This is a genomic window from Streptomyces sp. NPDC015661 (assembly GCF_043077765.1).
Classification (GTDB): Bacteria; Actinomycetota; Actinomycetes; order Streptomycetales; family Streptomycetaceae; genus Streptomyces.
The window spans coordinates 240,779-257,721 of the sequence record NZ_JBIBST010000011.1 but is presented as its reverse complement, the minus strand read 5'-3'; the positions used below and the strand labels follow the sequence as shown (position 1 = coordinate 257,721).

General features: G+C 73.9%; 15 protein-coding genes and 1 pseudogene. 9 read left to right on the top strand and 7 right to left on the bottom strand.

Translation table 11 applies throughout. The features are described 5' to 3' along the window. Positions 1–15: 15 nt before the first annotated feature. Complete coding sequence (locus tag ACF07V_RS29010; protein ID WP_392158717.1) at positions 16–663, top strand: DUF305 domain-containing protein; 648 nt, start codon at positions 16–18, stop codon at positions 661–663. A 42-nt stretch (positions 664–705) separates the two neighbouring features. Here the strand turns inward: ACF07V_RS29010 and ACF07V_RS29005 are convergent, their stop codons facing one another. Continuing rightward, positions 706–1,059, bottom strand: a complete 354-nt coding sequence (locus ACF07V_RS29005; protein WP_392158559.1) for an ArsR/SmtB family transcription factor — start codon at positions 1,057–1,059, stop codon at positions 706–708. A gap of 123 nt (positions 1,060–1,182) precedes the next feature. On the opposite strand from ACF07V_RS29005, the gene ACF07V_RS29000 reads away from it, so the two are divergent. From ACF07V_RS29000 to ACF07V_RS28990, 3 genes are all read left to right on the top strand, one after another. Continuing rightward, positions 1,183–2,262, top strand: a complete 1,080-nt coding sequence (locus ACF07V_RS29000) for an NADH:flavin oxidoreductase/NADH oxidase (RefSeq protein WP_392158557.1) — start codon at positions 1,183–1,185, stop codon at positions 2,260–2,262. Positions 2,263–2,362: 100 nt separating this feature from the next. Next, positions 2,363–3,445 (top strand): WD40/YVTN/BNR-like repeat-containing protein, encoded by a 1,083-nt coding sequence (locus ACF07V_RS28995; RefSeq protein WP_392158555.1) that lies wholly within the window; start codon positions 2,363–2,365, stop codon positions 3,443–3,445. Positions 3,446–3,572: 127 nt separating this feature from the next. Continuing rightward, positions 3,573–4,115 (top strand): RICIN domain-containing protein, encoded by a 543-nt coding sequence (locus ACF07V_RS28990; RefSeq protein WP_392158553.1) that lies wholly within the window; start codon positions 3,573–3,575, stop codon positions 4,113–4,115. 43 nt (positions 4,116–4,158) lie between these two features. On the opposite strand, the gene ACF07V_RS28985 is transcribed toward ACF07V_RS28990, so the two are convergent. Further along, a complete protein-coding gene (locus ACF07V_RS28985; RefSeq protein ID WP_392158551.1) occupies positions 4,159–4,836 on the bottom strand; it encodes a uracil-DNA glycosylase in 678 nt (225 codons plus the stop codon). 95 nt (positions 4,837–4,931) lie between these two features. Then, positions 4,932–5,051 (bottom strand): annotated as a pseudogene (locus tag ACF07V_RS28980) (RNA-guided endonuclease TnpB family protein); the annotation flags it as partial. Positions 5,052–5,169: 118 nt separating this feature from the next. Here ACF07V_RS28980 and ACF07V_RS28975 point away from each other — a divergent pair. Together ACF07V_RS28975 and ACF07V_RS28970 are read left to right on the top strand one after the other, a co-directional pair. After that, on the top strand, positions 5,170–6,159 hold the full coding sequence (locus ACF07V_RS28975) for an N-acetylglucosamine kinase (RefSeq protein ID WP_392158715.1): 990 nt from the start codon (positions 5,170–5,172) through the stop codon (positions 6,157–6,159). A 179-nt stretch (positions 6,160–6,338) separates the two neighbouring features. Beyond that, a complete protein-coding gene (locus tag ACF07V_RS28970; protein ID WP_392158550.1) occupies positions 6,339–7,262 on the top strand; it encodes a sirohydrochlorin chelatase in 924 nt (307 codons plus the stop codon). Between the two features lie 105 nt (positions 7,263–7,367). On the opposite strand, the gene ACF07V_RS28965 is transcribed toward ACF07V_RS28970, so the two are convergent. The 3 genes from ACF07V_RS28965 to ACF07V_RS28955 form a co-directional block, all read right to left on the bottom strand. Then, positions 7,368–8,429 (bottom strand): lactonase family protein, encoded by a 1,062-nt coding sequence (locus tag ACF07V_RS28965; RefSeq protein WP_392158548.1) that lies wholly within the window; start codon positions 8,427–8,429, stop codon positions 7,368–7,370. Positions 8,430–8,669: 240 nt separating this feature from the next. Then, positions 8,670–10,163, bottom strand: a complete 1,494-nt coding sequence (locus tag ACF07V_RS28960) for an FUSC family protein (RefSeq protein WP_392158713.1) — start codon at positions 10,161–10,163, stop codon at positions 8,670–8,672. Positions 10,164–10,439: 276 nt separating this feature from the next. Continuing rightward, a complete protein-coding gene (locus tag ACF07V_RS28955) occupies positions 10,440–12,779 on the bottom strand; it encodes a SpoIIE family protein phosphatase (RefSeq protein ID WP_392158546.1) in 2,340 nt (779 codons plus the stop codon). A 159-nt stretch (positions 12,780–12,938) separates the two neighbouring features. On the opposite strand from ACF07V_RS28955, the gene ACF07V_RS28950 reads away from it, so the two are divergent. The 3 genes from ACF07V_RS28950 to ACF07V_RS28940 all read left to right on the top strand — a co-directional run bounded on the left by ACF07V_RS28950 (position 12,939) and on the right by ACF07V_RS28940 (position 14,819). Beyond that, positions 12,939–13,418 (top strand): Lrp/AsnC family transcriptional regulator, encoded by a 480-nt coding sequence (locus ACF07V_RS28950; RefSeq protein ID WP_392158545.1) that lies wholly within the window; start codon positions 12,939–12,941, stop codon positions 13,416–13,418. Between the two features lie 104 nt (positions 13,419–13,522). Further along, positions 13,523–13,918 carry a molybdopterin-binding protein gene (locus ACF07V_RS28945; RefSeq protein WP_392158544.1) on the top strand — a complete coding sequence of 132 codons (396 nt, stop codon included), beginning with the start codon at positions 13,523–13,525 and terminating at the stop codon, positions 13,916–13,918. A gap of 283 nt (positions 13,919–14,201) precedes the next feature. Continuing rightward, complete coding sequence (locus ACF07V_RS28940) at positions 14,202–14,819, top strand: DinB family protein (RefSeq protein ID WP_392158543.1); 618 nt, start codon at positions 14,202–14,204, stop codon at positions 14,817–14,819. A 12-nt stretch (positions 14,820–14,831) separates the two neighbouring features. Here the strand turns inward: ACF07V_RS28940 and ACF07V_RS28935 are convergent, their stop codons facing one another. Beyond that, positions 14,832–16,892, bottom strand: coding sequence for a SpoIIE family protein phosphatase (locus ACF07V_RS28935; RefSeq protein WP_392158541.1), 2,061 nt, complete (start codon positions 16,890–16,892; stop codon positions 14,832–14,834). Between the last annotated feature and the right edge of the window lie 51 nt (positions 16,893–16,943).

Below are 16,943 nucleotides of genomic sequence, written 5' to 3'. Positions count from 1 at the left end.
CTGGAGGTCGCGTTGTTGATCCGCCGTCAGCGTGCCGTCGTCGCCGCGGCCCTGTCCGCCGTCGCCGTACTCGCCCTGGGCGCCTGCGAGTCGGGACCCGCCAAGGACGCGCCGCAGGCCGGGGCCTCGAAGGGCCCGGCGGTGGTGGCACCGGGGAAGCCCGGCGAACCGGCCCGGCGGATATCCCCCGAGGAGGCGGCCCGGCTGCTCCCCGACGAGAGCCCGAACGGGGCGGACTTCCGGTACACGCAGATGATGATCGTGCACCACCGGCAGGCCCTGACGATGACGGCACTGGCCCCGCAGCGGGCGTCCTCGCCGCAGGTGAAGAAGGTCGCCGAGCGGATCGCGGCGGCGCAGCGGCCGGAGATCGGCGCGATGGAAGGTTGGCTGAAAAACAACGGCGGTCCGCGCCAACAGGGCGCGCACGACCACCACTCGATGCCGGGCATGGCGACCGAGGAGCAGCTGACGGAGCTGCGGAACGCGAAGGGGAAGGCCTTCGACGAGCTCTTCCTGAAGCTGATGATCGCGCATCACGAGGGGGCCGTGACGATGGCCGCCGAGGTGCTGGGCGAGGGGAACAACGTCCTCGTGGAGGAGATGGCGAACGACGTGATCGCCCAGCAGACCTCGGAGATCAACCGGATGCGCTCGCTGTAGCCGGGGGCTCCACCGTCGGGCTTCGCGTGGGGACGGCGGCCGTCAGGCCGTCTCCCCCTCGCGCCCGGCCTGGGCGCCGGCGGCGGCGAGGACGGAGTCGAGGAGCCCGGGGAAGAGGGCGTCGAGGTCGCTCCTGCGCAGGCAGTTGAGCTTGGCCGTGCCCCGGTACATCTGCCGGATGACACCGCTCTCGCGGAGCACCCTGAAGTGGTGCGTGGTGGTCGACTTGGTCACCGGGAGGTCGAAGTACGAGCAGCTGAGTTCGGTGTCCTCGCGCGCCATGTCCTGCACGATCCTCAGACGCACGGCGTCCGAGAGGGCGTGCAGCACCTCTTCGAGGCGGATCTGGTCGCGCGTGGGGTGTTCGAGGACGCGCGGGCTGGTGGTGGTCGTCATGGCGGCGGCTCCACTTCATCCGGGATGCCACCCATTGTACGAGAGTCCTCGTAGTTTGACAGGTGCCGTACTACGATGAGTATCGTACGAGCATCTTCGAGGCATCCCGAAACGGAGTCCGTCATGAGCGTCGCCCTCTTCGAGCCCTACACCCTGCGGTCCGTGACCGTGCCCAACCGGGTCTGGATGGCGCCCATGTGCCAGTACTCCGCGGAGACGAGCGGGCCGAACGCGGGTGTCGCCGGCGACTGGCACTTCGCCCACTACGCGGCCCGCGCCACCGGCGGCGCCGGACTGATCCTCGTCGAGGCGACCGCCGTCGCCCCCGAGGGCCGCATCAGCCCGGCGGACCTCGGCCTCTGGAACGACACCCAGGTCGAGGGACTGCGGCGGATCTCCGGATTCCTCAAGGAGCACGGCACCGTGCCCGGCATCCAGATCGGCCACGCCGGACGCAAGGCCTCCACCAACCGCCCCTGGGAGGGCCGCGGCCCCGTCGACCCGGGCGAGGGCTGGCAGCCCGTCGGCCCCAGCCCGGTCGAGTTCGCCGAGGGCTACCCGGTGCCCACCGAGCTGACCGTGGACCGGATCCGGGAGATCACCGCGCAGTTCGCGGACGCGGCCCGGCGCGCGCTGGCGGCCGAATTCGAGGTCGTCGAGGTGCACGGCGCGCACGGCTACCTCATCGGCGAGTTCCTCTCCCCGCACAGCAACCACCGCACGGACGCCTACGGCGGCTCGTTCGAGAACCGGACCCGCCTCGCCCTGGAGGTCGTCGACGCCGTGCGCGCCGTCTGGCCCGAGGAGCTGCCCGTCCTCTTCCGGATCTCCGCCACCGACTGGCTGGAGGAGCAGGGCTGGACGGTCGACGAGACCGTACGCTTCGCCGCGCTGCTGCGCGAGCACGGCGTCGACCTCCTCGACGTCTCCAGCGGCGGCAACGGCGGACCGGCCGAGATCCCGGTGGGCCCCGGCTACCAGGTGCCCTTCGCCGCCCGCGTCAAGGCGGAGACCGGGCTGCCCGTCGCCGCCGTCGGCCTGATCACCGAGAGCGAGCAGGCCGAGAAGATCCTCGCCAACGGCGAGGCCGACGCGGTCCTCCTCGGCCGCGAACTCCTCCGCGACGCCTCCTGGCCCCGCCGGGCGGCCCGCGAACTGGGCGCGACGACCCCGGCGCCCTCGCAGTACGCCTGGGCGATCTGACGGCCCGCGGCCGGGCCCGGGGTGTCTGCGGGGGCCGTTGTCAGTGGGCGGGTGCAGACTGGCCCGTATCCGCGACAACGGCGTCCTGGAGGTGGCAGCCATGCCCGACGTACTCCTCACCGTAGGCACCCGCAAGGGTCTCTTCATCGGCCGGCGACACGACGGACGGTGGGAGTTCGACGATCCCGCCTTCCCCGCGCAGGCGGTGTACTCCGTCGCCATCGACACCCGGCGGCCCGCCCCGCGGCTGCTCGTCGGCGGGGACAGCGCCCACTGGGGCCCCTCCGTCTTCCACTCCGACGACCTCGGCAAGAGCTGGACCGAACCGGCCCGGCCTGCGGTGAAGTTCCCCGAGGACACCGGGGCCTCCCTGGAGCGCGTCTGGCAGTTGCACCCGGCACCGGAGCACTCCCCCGACGTCGTCTACGCCGGGACCGAGCCGGCCGCGCTCTTCCGGTCGGCGGACGGCGGCGAGTCGTTCGAGCTCGTCCGCCCGCTCTGGGAGCACCCCACGCGCTCGAAGTGGGTGCCCGGCGGAGGCGGCGAGGCCGTGCACACCGTCGTCACCGACCCGCGCGACCCGGACGCCCTGACGGTCGCGGTGTCGACCGCGGGGGTGTTCCGCTCGCGGGACGGCGGGTCCGCGTGGGCGCCCTCCAACCAGGGCGTGTCCGCGGTCTTCCTGCCCGACCCGCACCCCGAGTTCGGGCAGTGCGTCCACAAGATCGCCCAGGACGCGGGCGACCGGGACCGGCTCTATCTCCAAAACCACTGGGGGGTCTTCCGCAGCGACGACGCCGGCGGGAGCTGGACCGACATCGGCTCGGGACTCCCCTCGGACTTCGGGTTCGCGATCGCCGCGCACCCGCACCGCCCCGACACCGCCTACGTCTTCCCCATCACCGCCGACTCCGACCGGGTGCCGGCCGGCCACCGCTGCCGCGTCTACCGCACCACGGACGCCGGCGCGACCTGGGAGCCGCTCTCCCGGGGCCTGCCCGAGGACGACCACTACGGCACGGTGCTGCGGGACGCCCTGTGCACGGACGATGCGGACCCCGCGGGCATCTACTTCGGCAACCGGAACGGCGAGCTGTACGCGAGCGCCGACGACGGGGACAGCTGGCGGCTGCTCGCGGAGCACCTGCCGGACGTGCTGTGCGTGCGGGCGGCGGTGATCTGACGGAACCGCGGATTCCGCCGAGCCTCTTCAAGTACCGCTGGAGACAGGGGAGTTCTTTCGCACGGGCATGCGATCATGGGGCCGCCTTCCCGGCCGTCGGCCGGGGCCTGCCTGATTGCAGAGGACCATGAAGCTCAGCCTGCTCTCCCATGCCCGCCGCGGTCTGCTCGTGCTCGCGGCCACCATCGGCATGCTCTTCGGACTCACGGCCGCGCCCGCGCAGGCCCAGGACCTCGTCCTCGACGGCGTCTTCGAGCTCCAGCCCCTGCACACCTCCGGCAAGTGCCTGGAGGTCGCCGACTGGAGCATGAACGACGGCGCCGCCGTCCGGCAGTGGGACTGCACCGGCGGGAGGAACCAGAAGTGGGCGCGGTACTACGCACCCGGGTCCTCGACCGGCCCGTACTGGTACAAGAACCTGAACAGCGGCAAGTGCCTGGAGATCCGCGACTGGGGCACCTACAACGGCGCCGTGGCCGACCAGTGGGACTGCCACTACGGCGCCAACCAGACCTGGTACGGCAACTCGGGCATGATCTACCCGGACTTCACCTACGCGTCGAGCAAGTGCCTGGAGATCGCCGACTGGCGGACCGACAACGGGGCCCCGGCCCGGCTGTGGGACTGCACCTACCAGCCCAACCAGAAGTTCTACTTCCACCGGGTCTGACCCGCTGATCGGGGCGCCGGGTCCGTCCGGCGCCCCTCCGCCCTCAGGGCAGGCGCCAGTCCACCGGCTGGGCTCCCATGCCGAGGAGCATCTCGTTCGCCCGGCTGAACGGGCGGGAGCCGAAGAAACCCCGGTCCGCCGACATCGGGGACGGGTGCGCGGACTCGATCGCCGGCAGATTGCCGAGGAGCGGACGAGCCCTCCGGGCGTCGCTGCCCCAGAGGATCGACACCAGCGGCTTGCCGCGGCCGGCCAGCGCGCGGATGGCCTGCTCGGTGACCTCTTCCCAGCCCTTGCCCCGGTGCGCGCCCGCCTTGCGCGGGGCCGTGGTCAGGGCCCTGTTGAGGAGCAGGACGCCCTGGCGGGTCCACGGCGTCAGGTCGCCGTTCGACGGCCGGGGCAGGCCGAGGTCGGTGTGCAGCTCCCGGAAGATGTTCTCCAGGCTGGGGGGCAGCGAGCGGACCTCGGGGGCGACCGAGAAGCTGAGCCCCATCGGCATCCCCGGTGTGTGATAGGGGTCCTGACCCACGATCAGGACCCGCACCTCGTCGAAGGGCTGCTGGAAGGCCCGCAGCACATTCGGCCCGGAGGGCAGGTAGGTCCGGCCCGCGGCGATCTCCGCCCGCAGGAAGTCACCCATCGCGGCGACACGCCCCGCGACGGGGCCCAGAGCCTCCGCCCAGCCGGGCTCCACCAGTTCGTTCAAGGGTCGCGCTGTCACGGTCCGTCACTCTACCGGCCTACATCGAGTCCTCCCCTCCCTGAAGGGAGAAAGTCCTCGCCCTCCAGGGTTGACCTGGGGATTTCTGGCTCACGCAGCATCCTGTCGAGCTGGGCCGGGCCACACGTCCGCTTCTCGCCCGTGGCCTTGTTGTGCAGGTGCACGGCTCTGGACTTGGCGACGGACTCGTTCCAGATCCACCGGCACCGGTCCCAGTCACCCAAGCATGCGGCATACAATGCCCCGCCCTGACGCCGCAACACCCGCCAATTCCCTGTTCCGCAGGAGTCCGATTCCTACCCGGCCCGAAAGCCGGGACATCTTCGGAGGTATCTGGTGAACGAGCAGTCCGACGGTCTTGTCGTCGGCATCGACTCCGGTGGGTCCGGGCTTCGGGTTGCCCTGGGCGAGGCTGCCAGTGGCGTCGTCCTGGAGAGCGTCTCCTTGCGCGAGCCGGTGCGTACCGGCCCCGGGGGGATCTCCGCCGGACATTTCCTGGAGCAGGTGCTGCCCGCCGTCCGGGACCTCGCGGAGCCCTTCCGTGCGCGGCCGTTGCTCGCCGTGGGCGTGGGCGCCGCCGGGATGGCGACCCTCGGGGACGAGCTGCGGGCCGAGCTCCCGGCGGCCTTCGCGGAGGCATGGGGGGTGCGCCGCGTCGCCCTCGCGGCCGACGCGGTCACCGCGTACGCCGGGGCCATCGGGCAGCGGGCGGGCGTCGTCGTCGCGGGCGGTACGGGTCTGATCGCGCTCGGCACGGATCTGACGTCCTGGCGGCGGGCCGACGGCTGGGGGCACCTGCTCGGCGACTGCGGCAGCGGCGCCTGGATCGGCCGGGCGGGCCTGGAGGCGGCGATGCGCGCGCACGACGGGCGGCGCGGGGGCTCGGCGGCGCTCCTCGCCGGGGCCGAGAAGCTCTTCGGGCCGGCGGCCGGGCTGCCGGGCGTGCTCTACCCGCGTACGGACCGTCCCGCGGTGCTCGCCTCCTTCGCCCCCGAGGTGGGGCGGCGCGCGGCGGAGGATCCCGTGGCGGCCGGCATCCTCGCGCGGGCCGGCGCGCACATCGCCGAGGCCGCCGAGGCCGCGTGTCCGGCGGGGCCGGGGGCCCTGGTGGCCCTCACCGGCGGGCTCTTCAAGATGGGCGAGCCCCTCCTCGTACCGCTGCGGGACGCCCTCGGGGAGCTGCTGCCGCGGGCCCGGACGGTGGAGCCGGCGGGAGATCCGCTCGCCGGGGCGGTCGCCCTCGCCTCCGCCCTCGCCTCCGGCACCCTGCGCCTGCCGGAGGACGCCTCACTGCTCCGGCTGTTCGGCACCGAGGTCGTCTAGGCCTGGCCGTCCGCCCAGGTGGGAGGTGGTGGGCGAGAGCCGGAGCAGGCCGGGAAGAGGCGGCGGAGGAACCAAAGCGGAACGGAAGCCGGGACCGAGAGCGGACATAGAGGGGCAGAAGGCACGTGACCGCACCTCAGCCAACGGCGCGGGGGGCGAAACCAGTAGCATGCGGCGCCATGAGCTCCCCCACTGGGCCTGCTTCCGGCCTGCCTGTACGAATGCCTCGACCCCGCCAGTCCGGGCGGCACCGTCGCCCCGAACCCGCGGCGGCGCCCGAGGGCGCTCCCGCACTGGTTCTCGCCGTGCCCGGCGCGCCGTCCGCCGCCATACGCTCGCTGGCCGAGGAGGTCGTGAGCATCGCCCGCTCCGAGCTGCCCGGCCTGGAGGCCGCGATCGGCTTCCTGGAGGGCGACGACACCGAGTACCCCTCGCTCTCGACCGTCCTCGCGGCGACCGAGAAGCTGCGCACCGAGCGGTACGAGCTGGCCCTGGCCGCCGGCCGCGAGGCCACCGCGCCGACGGGCCCGGCCGCCGTCGTCGTCCCGCTGCTCGCGGGCCCGGACAGCGCCCAGATGCGCCAGGTCCGCCAGGCCCTCATGGACGGCGGCAACACCGCCGAGCTGACCGATGTCCTCGGCCCGCACCCGCTGCTCGCCGAGGCGCTGCACGTGCGTCTCTCCGAGGCCGGTCTGGCCCGCGCCGACCGGGCGAGGCTGTTCACGGTCGCGACGGCCGCCGACGGCATCATCCTGGCGACGGTCGGTGGCGAGGAGGCCGTGCAGGCCGCCGGGATCACCGGCATGCTGCTCGCCGCGCGCCTCGCCGTCCCGGTGATGGCCGCCGCGCTCGACCAGGAGGGTTCCATCGCCTCGGTGGCCGAGCAGCTGCGCGCCGCCGGTGCGGAGCAGCTGGCCCTCGCCCCGTACCTGATCGGCCCCGAGCTGGCCGAGGGTCTCCTCGACGAGGCGTCGAAGGAGGCCGGCTGCGCCGCCGCCGAGCCCCTGGGCGCCTACCCGGCCATCGGCAAGCTGGTGCTCTCGCAGTACACGGCCGCGCTGGGCATTCCGCCGCAGCAGCCGCAGGGCGCGCCCTCGCTCTGACGCGTACGACGAAGGGCCCGCTCCGGAATCGTCCGGTGCGGGCCCTTCGTCGTGTCCGGGGGACGCCAGTGGGAGGCCGGCGGAGTCCAGCGGGAGTCCGGCGGCTCAGCCGAAGACCACGCAGGAGGCGGCGGGGGCCTCGATCGAACCCGCACGCGACGGGATGCCGGTCTCCGGGTCGAGGGTGAACCAGGTGACGTCGCCGGAGCGCTCGTTCGCCGCGTAAAGGTGCCTGCCGGCGGGGTCGAGGGTCAGGTCGCGGGGCCAGGTGCCGCCGCAGGGCACGGTGGCGACGAGGCGGGCCTCGGCGCCGTCCGCGCCGAGGGCGAGCACGGCGAGGGTGTCGTCGCCGCGCACGGCGGCCCACAGGAAGCGGCCGTCGGGGGCGACGACCACCTCGGAGGGGTAGCTGGGGCCGGTGCTGCCCTCGGGGACGACGGGGGTCTCGCCGAGCGGTTCGAGCACGCCCTCGGCGGCGTCCCAGCGGCAGACGGTGAGGGTGGGCTCCAGCTCGTTCAGGACGTACGCGTGCGTGCCGGCCGGGTGGAAGGCGAGGTGACGCGGTCCGGTGCCGGGGCGGAGCGCGGTCTCGCCGTGGAGGGTGAGCCGGCCGGTCGCGGGGTCGAGGGCGCAGATCCGTACGGAGTCGGTGCCGAGGTCCACGCTGACGACCCAGTCTCCACTGGGGTCGGGGAGCACCTGGTGGGCGTGCGGGCCGCTCTGGCGGTCGGCGACGGGGCCGCTGCCCTCGTGCCGCAGGACGGCGGTGGCGGGGCGGGCGGTGCCGTCGTCGGCCAAGGGCAGGACGGTGACGCTGCCGGAGGTGTAGTTGGCGGTGAGGAGGTGTCCGGCGGCGAGCGCCAGATGGGTGGGGCCTGCTCCGTCGACGGGGACGGGGGCGCCGAGCGGCCGGGGCGCGGGTCCGGTGATGTCGAAGGCGGCGACGGCTCCCGCGTCGGTCTCGGACACGGCATGGAGCACGGGGCCGGCGAGGACGAGGAAGGAGGGGTCGGCGACGGCGTCGCCGGTGCCGGTGCCGGTGACGGTCAGGGCGCCGGTCTCCCGGTCCACGTCGGCGGCGAGGACTCCTCGGCCGCCCGCCGAGGTGAAGGAGCCGATGTACGCCCGTGCCCCGCTCCGGCCCTGATCCGTCCCTGTGCCGCCCACGGCGCCTCCCCTGTCCCCGGGGCCGGTCGCGGTCGACCGGCCGTCGTCTCGTCGGGCCGACGGTAGCAGGCGGTCTAGACCAAAGCGGGGAGCGTGGGCACGCGGGAGCGGACGGGCAAGGGCCGCCCGGACGTACGAATTGCACGTCCGGGCGGCCCCGAAGCCTCAGAGCACCACAGCCTCAGAGCACCACAGCCTCAGAGCACCACAGGCTCAGAGCCTCGGAAGAGCCCCACAGTCTCAGGAGCGGACGAGCAGGGAGCCCGGGGGTGTGCGCAGCGGTTCGTCCAGTGCGGCGAGGAGCTTCTCCAGACCGCTGACGTGGCCGAGTGCGCCGTGTCCCGCGGCCGCCGTGGCGGCCGGTGCTTCGTGGTCGGCGGCACGGCCGCCGTCCGGCGACGTCAGCCGTTCCACGGCCGCCTCGACGCGCCAGCAGGCCGCCGCGAGGCGGGCGTCGTGGCTCGCGGCCGGGTCGGCCGCCACCGCCGTGAGACCCCGCACCTCGTCGGCGCACTCGTCGAGGAGGGCGAGGACCTGGCGGGCCCGGGCCTTCCGGCCGCGGAAGGGGCTGAGCGGATGGACCAGCGGCGCGAGGGAGAGCCGTACGCGGCCGAGCAGCAGCTCCAGCTCGGCGGCGTGCGGGGTCGGGTCGGCGTCCGGGTCGCCGGACAGCCGCCGCAGGGAGGCGGAGGTGGCGGCGCGCACGCCCTGCAGGGCCCGCTGGATCCAGGCGTCGTTGATCGCGTGCGTGGTGACCGGGAGGATCAGGAGCACGGCGAGCGCGGCGGAGACCGCGCCGACGGCGGTCTCCTCGAAGCGCAGCACGAGCAGCGCCGGGTCGAGCACGCCGAGGAGTCCGTAGAGCAGCCCGGCCATCACCGTGACGGCGAGCATCATCCAGCTGTACGAGACGGGTGCCGCGTAGAAGATCCCGAAGACGCAGAGCGCGACGAGAACGGCCGTGGGCGCGGGGGCGCCGTGGAGCGGGATGGCGACGACCATGCCGACGGCGATGCCGATCACCGTGCCCAGGACCCGGCGGAAGCCCCGTACGAGCGTCTCGCCCCGGGACACCGTGTTCACGAAGATCCACCAGGTCGTGCCGACGGCCCAGTACCAGCGGTCCTCGGAGAGCACCTGGCCGATGCCGAGGGCGACGGCGCAGGCGGCCGCGGCCTGCACGGCCTGCCGGGTGGTCACGCGGGAGAGGCCGGAGCCGGGCAGCGGGGCCGGGACGGCGGCGGGGGGCGTACGGCGCTCCAGCGGCCACAGGACGAAGCGCACCGTGGCGGCCGCCGCGAGGGCGATGCCGACGGCGGCGTAGAGCTCGGGGAGCTGGCCGGGCACGGCGTGCAGGAACTGGGTGGTGAAGAAGTTCATGAAGGCGAAGATCCCCAGCGCGTGCCCGCGCGGGCCCCAGCGCCGGGCGTAGACGCCGCAGAAGACGACCAGGAGGAAGGCGAGGTCGCGGAGCGGGGTCAGGTCGTGCAGCGCGGTGGCGACGGCGAGCACGGGGAATCCGGCGGCCGGCAGGAGCAGGGTCGTCACGGCCTGGGCGCGGACGGTGGTGTCGGTCACGGTGAACAGCGCGAGCAGTGCGGCGAGGCCACCGGTGATGGAGGCGGTCAGCGAGAGCCCGGCGAGCTCCGCGAGTGTGACGGCGAGCGCGATCCCCACGACGGCTCGCAGTGAGTTCCTCAGCCTGACGCGCCCCGGATCCGGCGCCACGAACATCCTCTTCACGGCGGTGAGCCGCCCCCTTGTCTTGCCTTCCGCCTGTCGCGTGGGGTCCCGGGGTGGTGGGAGCACGCGGACACGACGAAGGCGCCGCGGTCCGGACCGGCCTCGTCGCCGCCCCGGCGCTGCGCGGCGCCGAAAGTACCTGGATACGACAAGGAAACCATCCGGGTGCCGCCGGCTCAACTCAACACCGGACCACTGGGCCATTGGCCCAGCGCTTTTCGCTCGCATCGGGCCATCGGGGGACCAACGGACCACCGGGCCCTCTCGCTAGGCGCCGTTGCCGCCCAGTTCGGCCCATACGGTCTTTCCGTCGTCGGTGTACCGCACGCCCCAGTTGTCCGCGAGGGAGGCGCAGATGAGGAGGCCGCGGCCGCCCTCGTCGACGGCCTTGGCGTGGCGGAGGTGGGGTGCGGCCTGCCCGGCGTCGGTCACCTCGCAGGTGAGGGACGGGCCGTCGGCGATGAGGCGGAGGGTGACGGGAGCGGCGCCGTAGCGAAGGGCGTTGGTGACGAGTTCGCTGACGACGAGCGTCACCGTGAAGGGGTCGGCGGGGTGGTTCCAGCGCCTGAGGCGGTCCTCGACGTGGGTCCGCGCGGTGGCCACGGCGGACAGGTCGTGCGGGACCTCCCACTCGGCGAGTTCGCCCGGCGGCAGATGGCGGGTGCGGGCGAGGAGCAGGACCCGGTCGGGGGCGAGGAGCCGTTCCACGTCGTCGGCCATGGCCTCCGGGTCGCGCTCCGGGTGGGCCAGGGCCGCCATGAGGTCCTCCGTCCGGGGCCCTTCGCCCGCGGAGGCCAGGCAGACGGTGCTGCCCTCGGGGAGGAAGAGCGTCGCGCAGGCGAACGGCGGGCCTTCGCCGCCCAGCAGGGGGCCGTCGTCGAGCGGCCGGTCGTCCGCGGACCCGTCGGGGTGGACGACGACGAGCAGGGAGGCACCGGCGCGTGCGATGTCGAGCCGGCCGTCGACGGGGTCGTGGACGGCGATCGTGCAGCCGGCGGTGGGGTGGAGGTCGGCGGGGGCGGGGAGGGCTGCGGGGGCGGTGACGGGGAGGACCCCGTGGCCGGCTCCGACGAGGGCTCCGGGGGCGGCCTCGGGGTCGGTTCCGGGGGCGGTTCCGGGGGCGGCTCCGGGGGCGGTTCCGGGGGCGGCCTCGGGGCCGGCTCCGGGGGCAGCCTCGGGGTCGGTTCCGGGGGCGACCTCGGGGTCGGTTCCGGGGGCGACCTCGGGGGCGGTTCCGGGGGCGGTTCCGGGGGCGACCTCGGGGTCGGTTCCGGGGGCGGCCCCGGGGGCGGCCCCGGGGGTGGTCGGCCCGGTGGTTCGCGCCCCGGGCGTCTCCATGCCCTCCGCCGCGAGCCGCAGCGTCGTCGCGTGGAGGCGGGCGAGGAGTTCGTGCGGGTCGAGGTCGAGCGTGGTCAGGCTGTGGACGGCGGTCCGCAGCCTGCTCATGGTGGCGACGGCACCGGGCCCCCGGGACTCGACCTGCCCCACGACGAGGGCCACGCGCGCGCCCGGGAGGGGGATCACGTCGCACCAGGAACCGGCGCCGCTGCCGCCGGGCCGGTGGCGGCGGGCGACGTCGACGGCACTCTGGGTGGCCTCCTCCCTGGGCGGCGGCCAGCTCTGCAGGGCGGTCATGACGATGTGTTCACGGGTGTACCGGAGGGCGTTCTCCAGGCAGTTCGCCGTGCGCGACGCGAGGGCGTCGGCGAGGGCGCGGTCGTCGGGGCGGTACGGCTCCGTGTCGTCGAGGCGCCGGAAGGCGACCGCGCCGAAGATCTGCCCCCGTACCGTCAGGGGCACGACGAGGCGCCTCACCGGGCCGTCGCCCGTCCCCGCCGGAGGGAACGGGTCCTCCGGCGTCGGCAGCCGGTCCCCGAAGATCCCCGGCAGCAGGACGGCGCCGGCCTCCGGGACCTCCGGTCCGTGATCCGTCCTGCCGGTGGCGGCGCAGCGCAGCAGCGGGACCGTGTCCCTGGACTGGAGGGCCGGGTCCTGGCCGCGGAACACGGCGTCGGTGAGGGCGACCACGACGGAGTCGGCGAACGCGGGCACGGTCACGTCGACGAGCTCCCGGGCGGTGCGTTCCACGTCGAGACCGGTGCCGATGCGCTCGTGGGCGTCGTGCAGGAGCCGCAGCCGGGCCTCCGCCCGTTCGCGGTCGGCGACGTCGATGCTGGTGACGACCACGCCGAGCACCCGGCCCGCGCCGTCCTGGAGGCGGTGCGCGGAGGCCGAGTAGACGTGCTCGGGGTGCTGGGGCCGCTCGGCGCCGGCTGAGCGCCGGGTGACGAGCCGGTCGGTCGCGGAGCGGCCCGTCGCGAGGACCTCGCGCAGGACGGCCTCGTCGATGTGCACACCGGCGTACGAGGCGTACGCCTCGACCGCGGGCATGCCGAGGACCCGGTCGGCGGGCACGCCGTGGAGCTCGGCGACGACGGCGTTCACCCGGACGATGCGGAGGTCCGTGTCCAGCACGTGGAGTCCGATGTCGGACTGGGTGAAGACGGCGTCGAGGACGGCGTCGCCCCACGCCGTCTCCGCGGCCCAGGGTGTGCCACCCCCGGGCCGGGGCGGCCCCGCATGCTCCTGCTCACGGTATGCGTCCACTCGTCGTCGCTCCCGCCGGACGTGCACGGCCGCGCGTCAGCCGATCCCGACGAGCCTCTCCCAGATCCGTCCGTCCCGCGAACGGAGCAGCGTTGTCCCCGCGGCGGCATGGGTACAGTCGGAAATCGGACGAGGCGGGGCGAAGGAGGCCGACGGAGCATGGCGGTGGACGAACTCGACACGCGGATCCTGCGGCTGCTGATCGAGCAGCCGCGGACGAGCGTGCGCGAGTACGCGCGGATCCTGGGGGTGGCGCGGGGCACCGTGCAGGCGAGGATCGACCGCCTGGAGCGGGACGGGGTGATCACGGCGACCGGGCCGGTCCTCTCCCCCGCCGCCCTCGGGCACCCCGTACTCGCCTTCGTGCACGTCGAGGTGACCCAGGGGCATCTGGACGAGGTCGGCGACGCCCTCGCGGCCGTGCCGGAGATCGTGGAGGCCTTCTCCATCACCGGCGGCGGCGATCTCCTGACCCGGGTGGTGGCCCGGGACGCCGGGCATCTGGAGGACGTCATCCAGCGGCTGATCCAGCTGCCCGGAGTGGTCCGCACCCGGACCGAGATCGCGCTGCGCGAGCGGGTGGCGCACCGGCTGCTTCCGCTGGTCGAGTCGGTCGGGCGGCGTTCGGGAACGGCGTGAGCCACCGCGTTCGTTCGTCGGTTTCTCCAAGTGGGCTGGCAGATGCCATGAGACGATCTCCGATCCCTTGCAGATGAGATCTTTCACCGCCTAACGTGATCGTCATGCAGTCCTACACCATCGGTCAGGCGGCACGCCTGCTCGGCGTCAGCCCCGACACGGCACGCCGCTGGGCCGACGCGGGCCGGGTCGCGACCCACCGCGACGAGAACGGCCGGCGCCTCATCGACGGCCGCGATCTGGCCGCCTTCTCCATCGAGGTCGGACAGGGCTCCCAGGGGGACGACGACGAGCCCTACACCTCGGCCCGCAACGCCTTCCCCGGGATCGTGACCGCCGTCAAGCTCGGCGACGTCGCCGCCCAGGTCGAGATCCAGGCCGGTCCGCACCGGCTCGTGTCGCTGCTCACCCGCGAGGCGGTGGAGGAGCTGGGCCTCGAGGTCGGCATGCAGGCCACCGCCCGCGTGAAGTCGACCAGCGTGCACATCGACCGGACCTGAGACCCTCCGGCACGCGGAACTCCGGACGCCCGGGGGTTCGTGGGCCCGGAGCCGACGGTGGGGTCTGCCCGAATCCGGGGGGACGGGCAGCCCCCACATCGTCGTGGTCCCTCGCATCGTCGTGGCGGTGGCTTCCGTGACGGACGGCCCCACGCCGCCGCACCACGTCGTGGGCCCGTGACGTGGTCTCAACTGCCCTGACCGGGACCGATATTCGCGTGCGCCCCGCAGGGGCCTGTGGCAGGGTTCGACCGCCCTTTCCCCGTGCGATCCGGAGCGTCCCGTGTCCCTGCCCGAGCGGCTCGTCCCCCTTCTCGACCAGTTCGACTTCGCCCGGAAGCGGCTCGCCGACCGGATGGCTGGGCCGGTGATGGACAGCGGCAACGGTACGGACGTCGAGGTCGGGCCGATGACCGACGCGGAGTACCTGTGGGAGCCGGGGCCCGGCTGCTGGTCCGTCCGGCGGCACGCCGACGGCCCGGGGGCGCGCGCGACCCTGCTGGTCGGCGCCGGGGAGTGGGGCCGGGACACGACGCCTCCGCCGCACCCCGCGCCGCCGCCGTTCACGACGATCGCCTGGCGGCTGAACCACCTCTCCGAGATGCTCGCGCTGCGCGCCGACCACACGAACGGCAGCCGCAGCCTGACCCGTGACGACTTCCCCGTCAGCGGGGACGCCGCCGCCGCCCTCGCGGCCTTCGACGCCGCCGCCGACGCCTGGCGCGAGGCGCTGCTGTCCGTCGACGACAAGGCGCTCGACACGGTCGGCCACTGCACCTACCCGCACGGCAGCGACGCGGAGAACCCCTTCCTGGAGATCGTCTGGTGGGTCAACCAGGAACTCCTGCACCACGGCGCGGAGATCGCCCTCCTCCGGGACCTCCACAGGCTGCTCCCGTAGGCCCTCGGGAGTTCAGCGTGTCGTGCGGGCGAGGAGCATCGCCACGTCGTCCTGGGCGGCTCCCGCGAGGAGCCGCTCGATGACCTCGTCGCACAGCGTGTCCAGGGGCCGGTCCAGCGGCCGGAGTGCCGCCGCGAGCTGCCGCATGCCCTGGTCGAGGTCCCGGTCGCGGGCCTCGATGAGACCGTCCGTGTAGAGGACGAGGAGTCCGCCCCCGGGCAGGACGACCTCCTCCGTGCCGAAGTCGTGGGCTCCGGTGCCGAGCGGCGTGCCCGGCGGCCCGTCGAGGAAGGTGATGGTGCCGTCCGGGGTGGCGACGGCCGGCGGCGGATGGCCCGCGCGGGCGATGACCCAGCCGCCGTCGGCCGGGTCGTGGACCGCGTACACGCAGGTCGCCATCTCGTCCTCGCCGAGGTCGGCCACGACGGCGTCGAGGGAACTCAGCATGCGGGCCGGTGCGATGTCGTGCCGGGCCAGGGTCCGTACGGCGGTGCGCAGTTGGCCCATGACGGCCGCCGCGTGGATGCCGTGGCCCATGACGTCGCCGATGACGAGGCCCGTCCTGCCGTTGGGCAGCGCGATGACGTCGAACCAGTCGCCGCCGACGTCGTGGGAGCTCGCGGGGAGATAGCGGCCGGTCAGTTCGAGGCCCTTGACGTCGGGGAGTTCGCTGTTGGTGAGGCTGCGCTGGAGGGTGAGGGCGGCCTCCCGCTGGGTGGTGTAGAGGCGGGCGTTGTCGATGTTGAGGGCGGCGCGGGCGACGACCTCGTCGATGAGGACGCAGTCCTGCGCGTCGAAGGGCTCACGGGTGCGGAGCCGGGTGACCGTGACCGCCCCGAGCACCTGCCCCCGGGCCACCAGGGGGACGAGGCGGGCCGAGCCGATGCGGGTGGCGAGGTAGGTGCGGAGCGACTCGGTGCGCGGATCGGTGAAGAGCTTCGGGATGTCGGAGGCGTAGAGGTTCGTGGGCCGTCCGTGGACGACGACCTGCTCGTACACGGAGTCGAGGGGGATCTGGAAGGTCTGGCCCGGGGCGAGGAGCGCCGTGGGCGCGGTCGGGTCGGGGAAGCGGGCCGCGAGGCGCCGCAGCACACCCCGGGTGGAGGCCGCCGGGTCGTCGGGTTCGAGGACGGACTCCAGCATCTGCACGTCGGCCGAGTCGGCCAGCTGGGGCACGAGGAAGCGGACCGCCTCCTCGGCGGTCTGCTGCAGGTCCAGGGTGGTGCCGATCCTGGCGCCGGCCTCGGCGAGCAGGGCGAAGCGGTGGCGGGCACGCTCGACCTCGATGTGCGCCTCCTGGCTCTCGGTGATGTCCACGAGGGAGGCGATGAGTCCGAGCGGACGGCGCTCGGTCCGGTCGACGAGCGGGGCGTACGAGCAGGACCAGATGTGGTCGCGGTCGGGATCCGCAGGGGTACGGCCGACCCGGCGGGCGTCCACGACGGCCGTACCGCTCTCCAGGACCTCGCGCATGAGGGACTCGAGCGAGGCGGCGTTGACGCCGGGCACGACCTCGGTGAGCCGGTGGCCCACGTGCCGGGCGGCCGACACGCCGTTCATCCGCGCGAGGGCGTCGTTGACGCGCAGGAAGCGCAGGTCGGGGCCGAGAAGGGCGAGCCCTATGGGCGACTGGGTGAAGAGGCTCTCCATCGCCGCCAGGTTCTCCCGCATCCGCAGGACCTCGGAGGTCTCCACGGCGATGAGCATCGCCCCCGGGCGTCCGTCCGGGTCGGCGGCGGGGACGATCCACATCTCCATGGCGATGGTGTGGCCGTCGCGGTGGCGGACGGGCAGCGTGCCGACCATGGTCTCGCCGGCCTGGACGCGATCGGTGAGCCGGTCCGCGAGTTCGCGGTTCGCTTCGGGGACGAGAAGCGGGGTCGCGAGCCGGCCGAGGACGTGCTCGGGCCGGTGGCCGAGGAGGTCCTGGGCGGCGAGCGACCACTCGACGATGCGACCCTCGGCGTCCTCCCGCCAGAGGGCGATCGGCAGCAGCTCGCGGAGCACACCCGCGTCCCCGACGGCCGCCCGGGGCGGCTGCGGAACCCTGCTCGACGACTGATGAGTCTCCAACGCATCGACCTACGCATCGGCCTGGCCCCAGGGGGCTCAATCCCTACCGAA

Bases quoted from the DNA above. Each gene is read 5' to 3' on its own strand.
- ACF07V_RS28945 (WP_392158544.1), top strand. From the start codon at position 13,523: ATGCAGTCCTACACCATCGGTCAGGCGGCACGCCTGCTCGGCGTCAGC.
- ACF07V_RS28960 (WP_392158713.1), bottom strand. From the start codon at position 10,163: ATGTTCGTGGCGCCGGATCCGGGGCGCGTCAGGCTGAGGAACTCACTG.
- ACF07V_RS28950 (WP_392158545.1), top strand. From the start codon at position 12,939: ATGGCGGTGGACGAACTCGACACGCGGATCCTGCGGCTGCTGATCGAG.
- ACF07V_RS29000 (WP_392158557.1), top strand. From the start codon at position 1,183: ATGAGCGTCGCCCTCTTCGAGCCCTACACCCTGCGGTCCGTGACCGTG.
- ACF07V_RS28970 (WP_392158550.1), top strand. From the start codon at position 6,339: ATGAGCTCCCCCACTGGGCCTGCTTCCGGCCTGCCTGTACGAATGCCT.
- ACF07V_RS28990 (WP_392158553.1), top strand. From the start codon at position 3,573: ATGAAGCTCAGCCTGCTCTCCCATGCCCGCCGCGGTCTGCTCGTGCTC.
- ACF07V_RS29005 (WP_392158559.1), bottom strand. From the start codon at position 1,059: ATGACGACCACCACCAGCCCGCGCGTCCTCGAACACCCCACGCGCGAC.
- ACF07V_RS28995 (WP_392158555.1), top strand. From the start codon at position 2,363: ATGCCCGACGTACTCCTCACCGTAGGCACCCGCAAGGGTCTCTTCATC.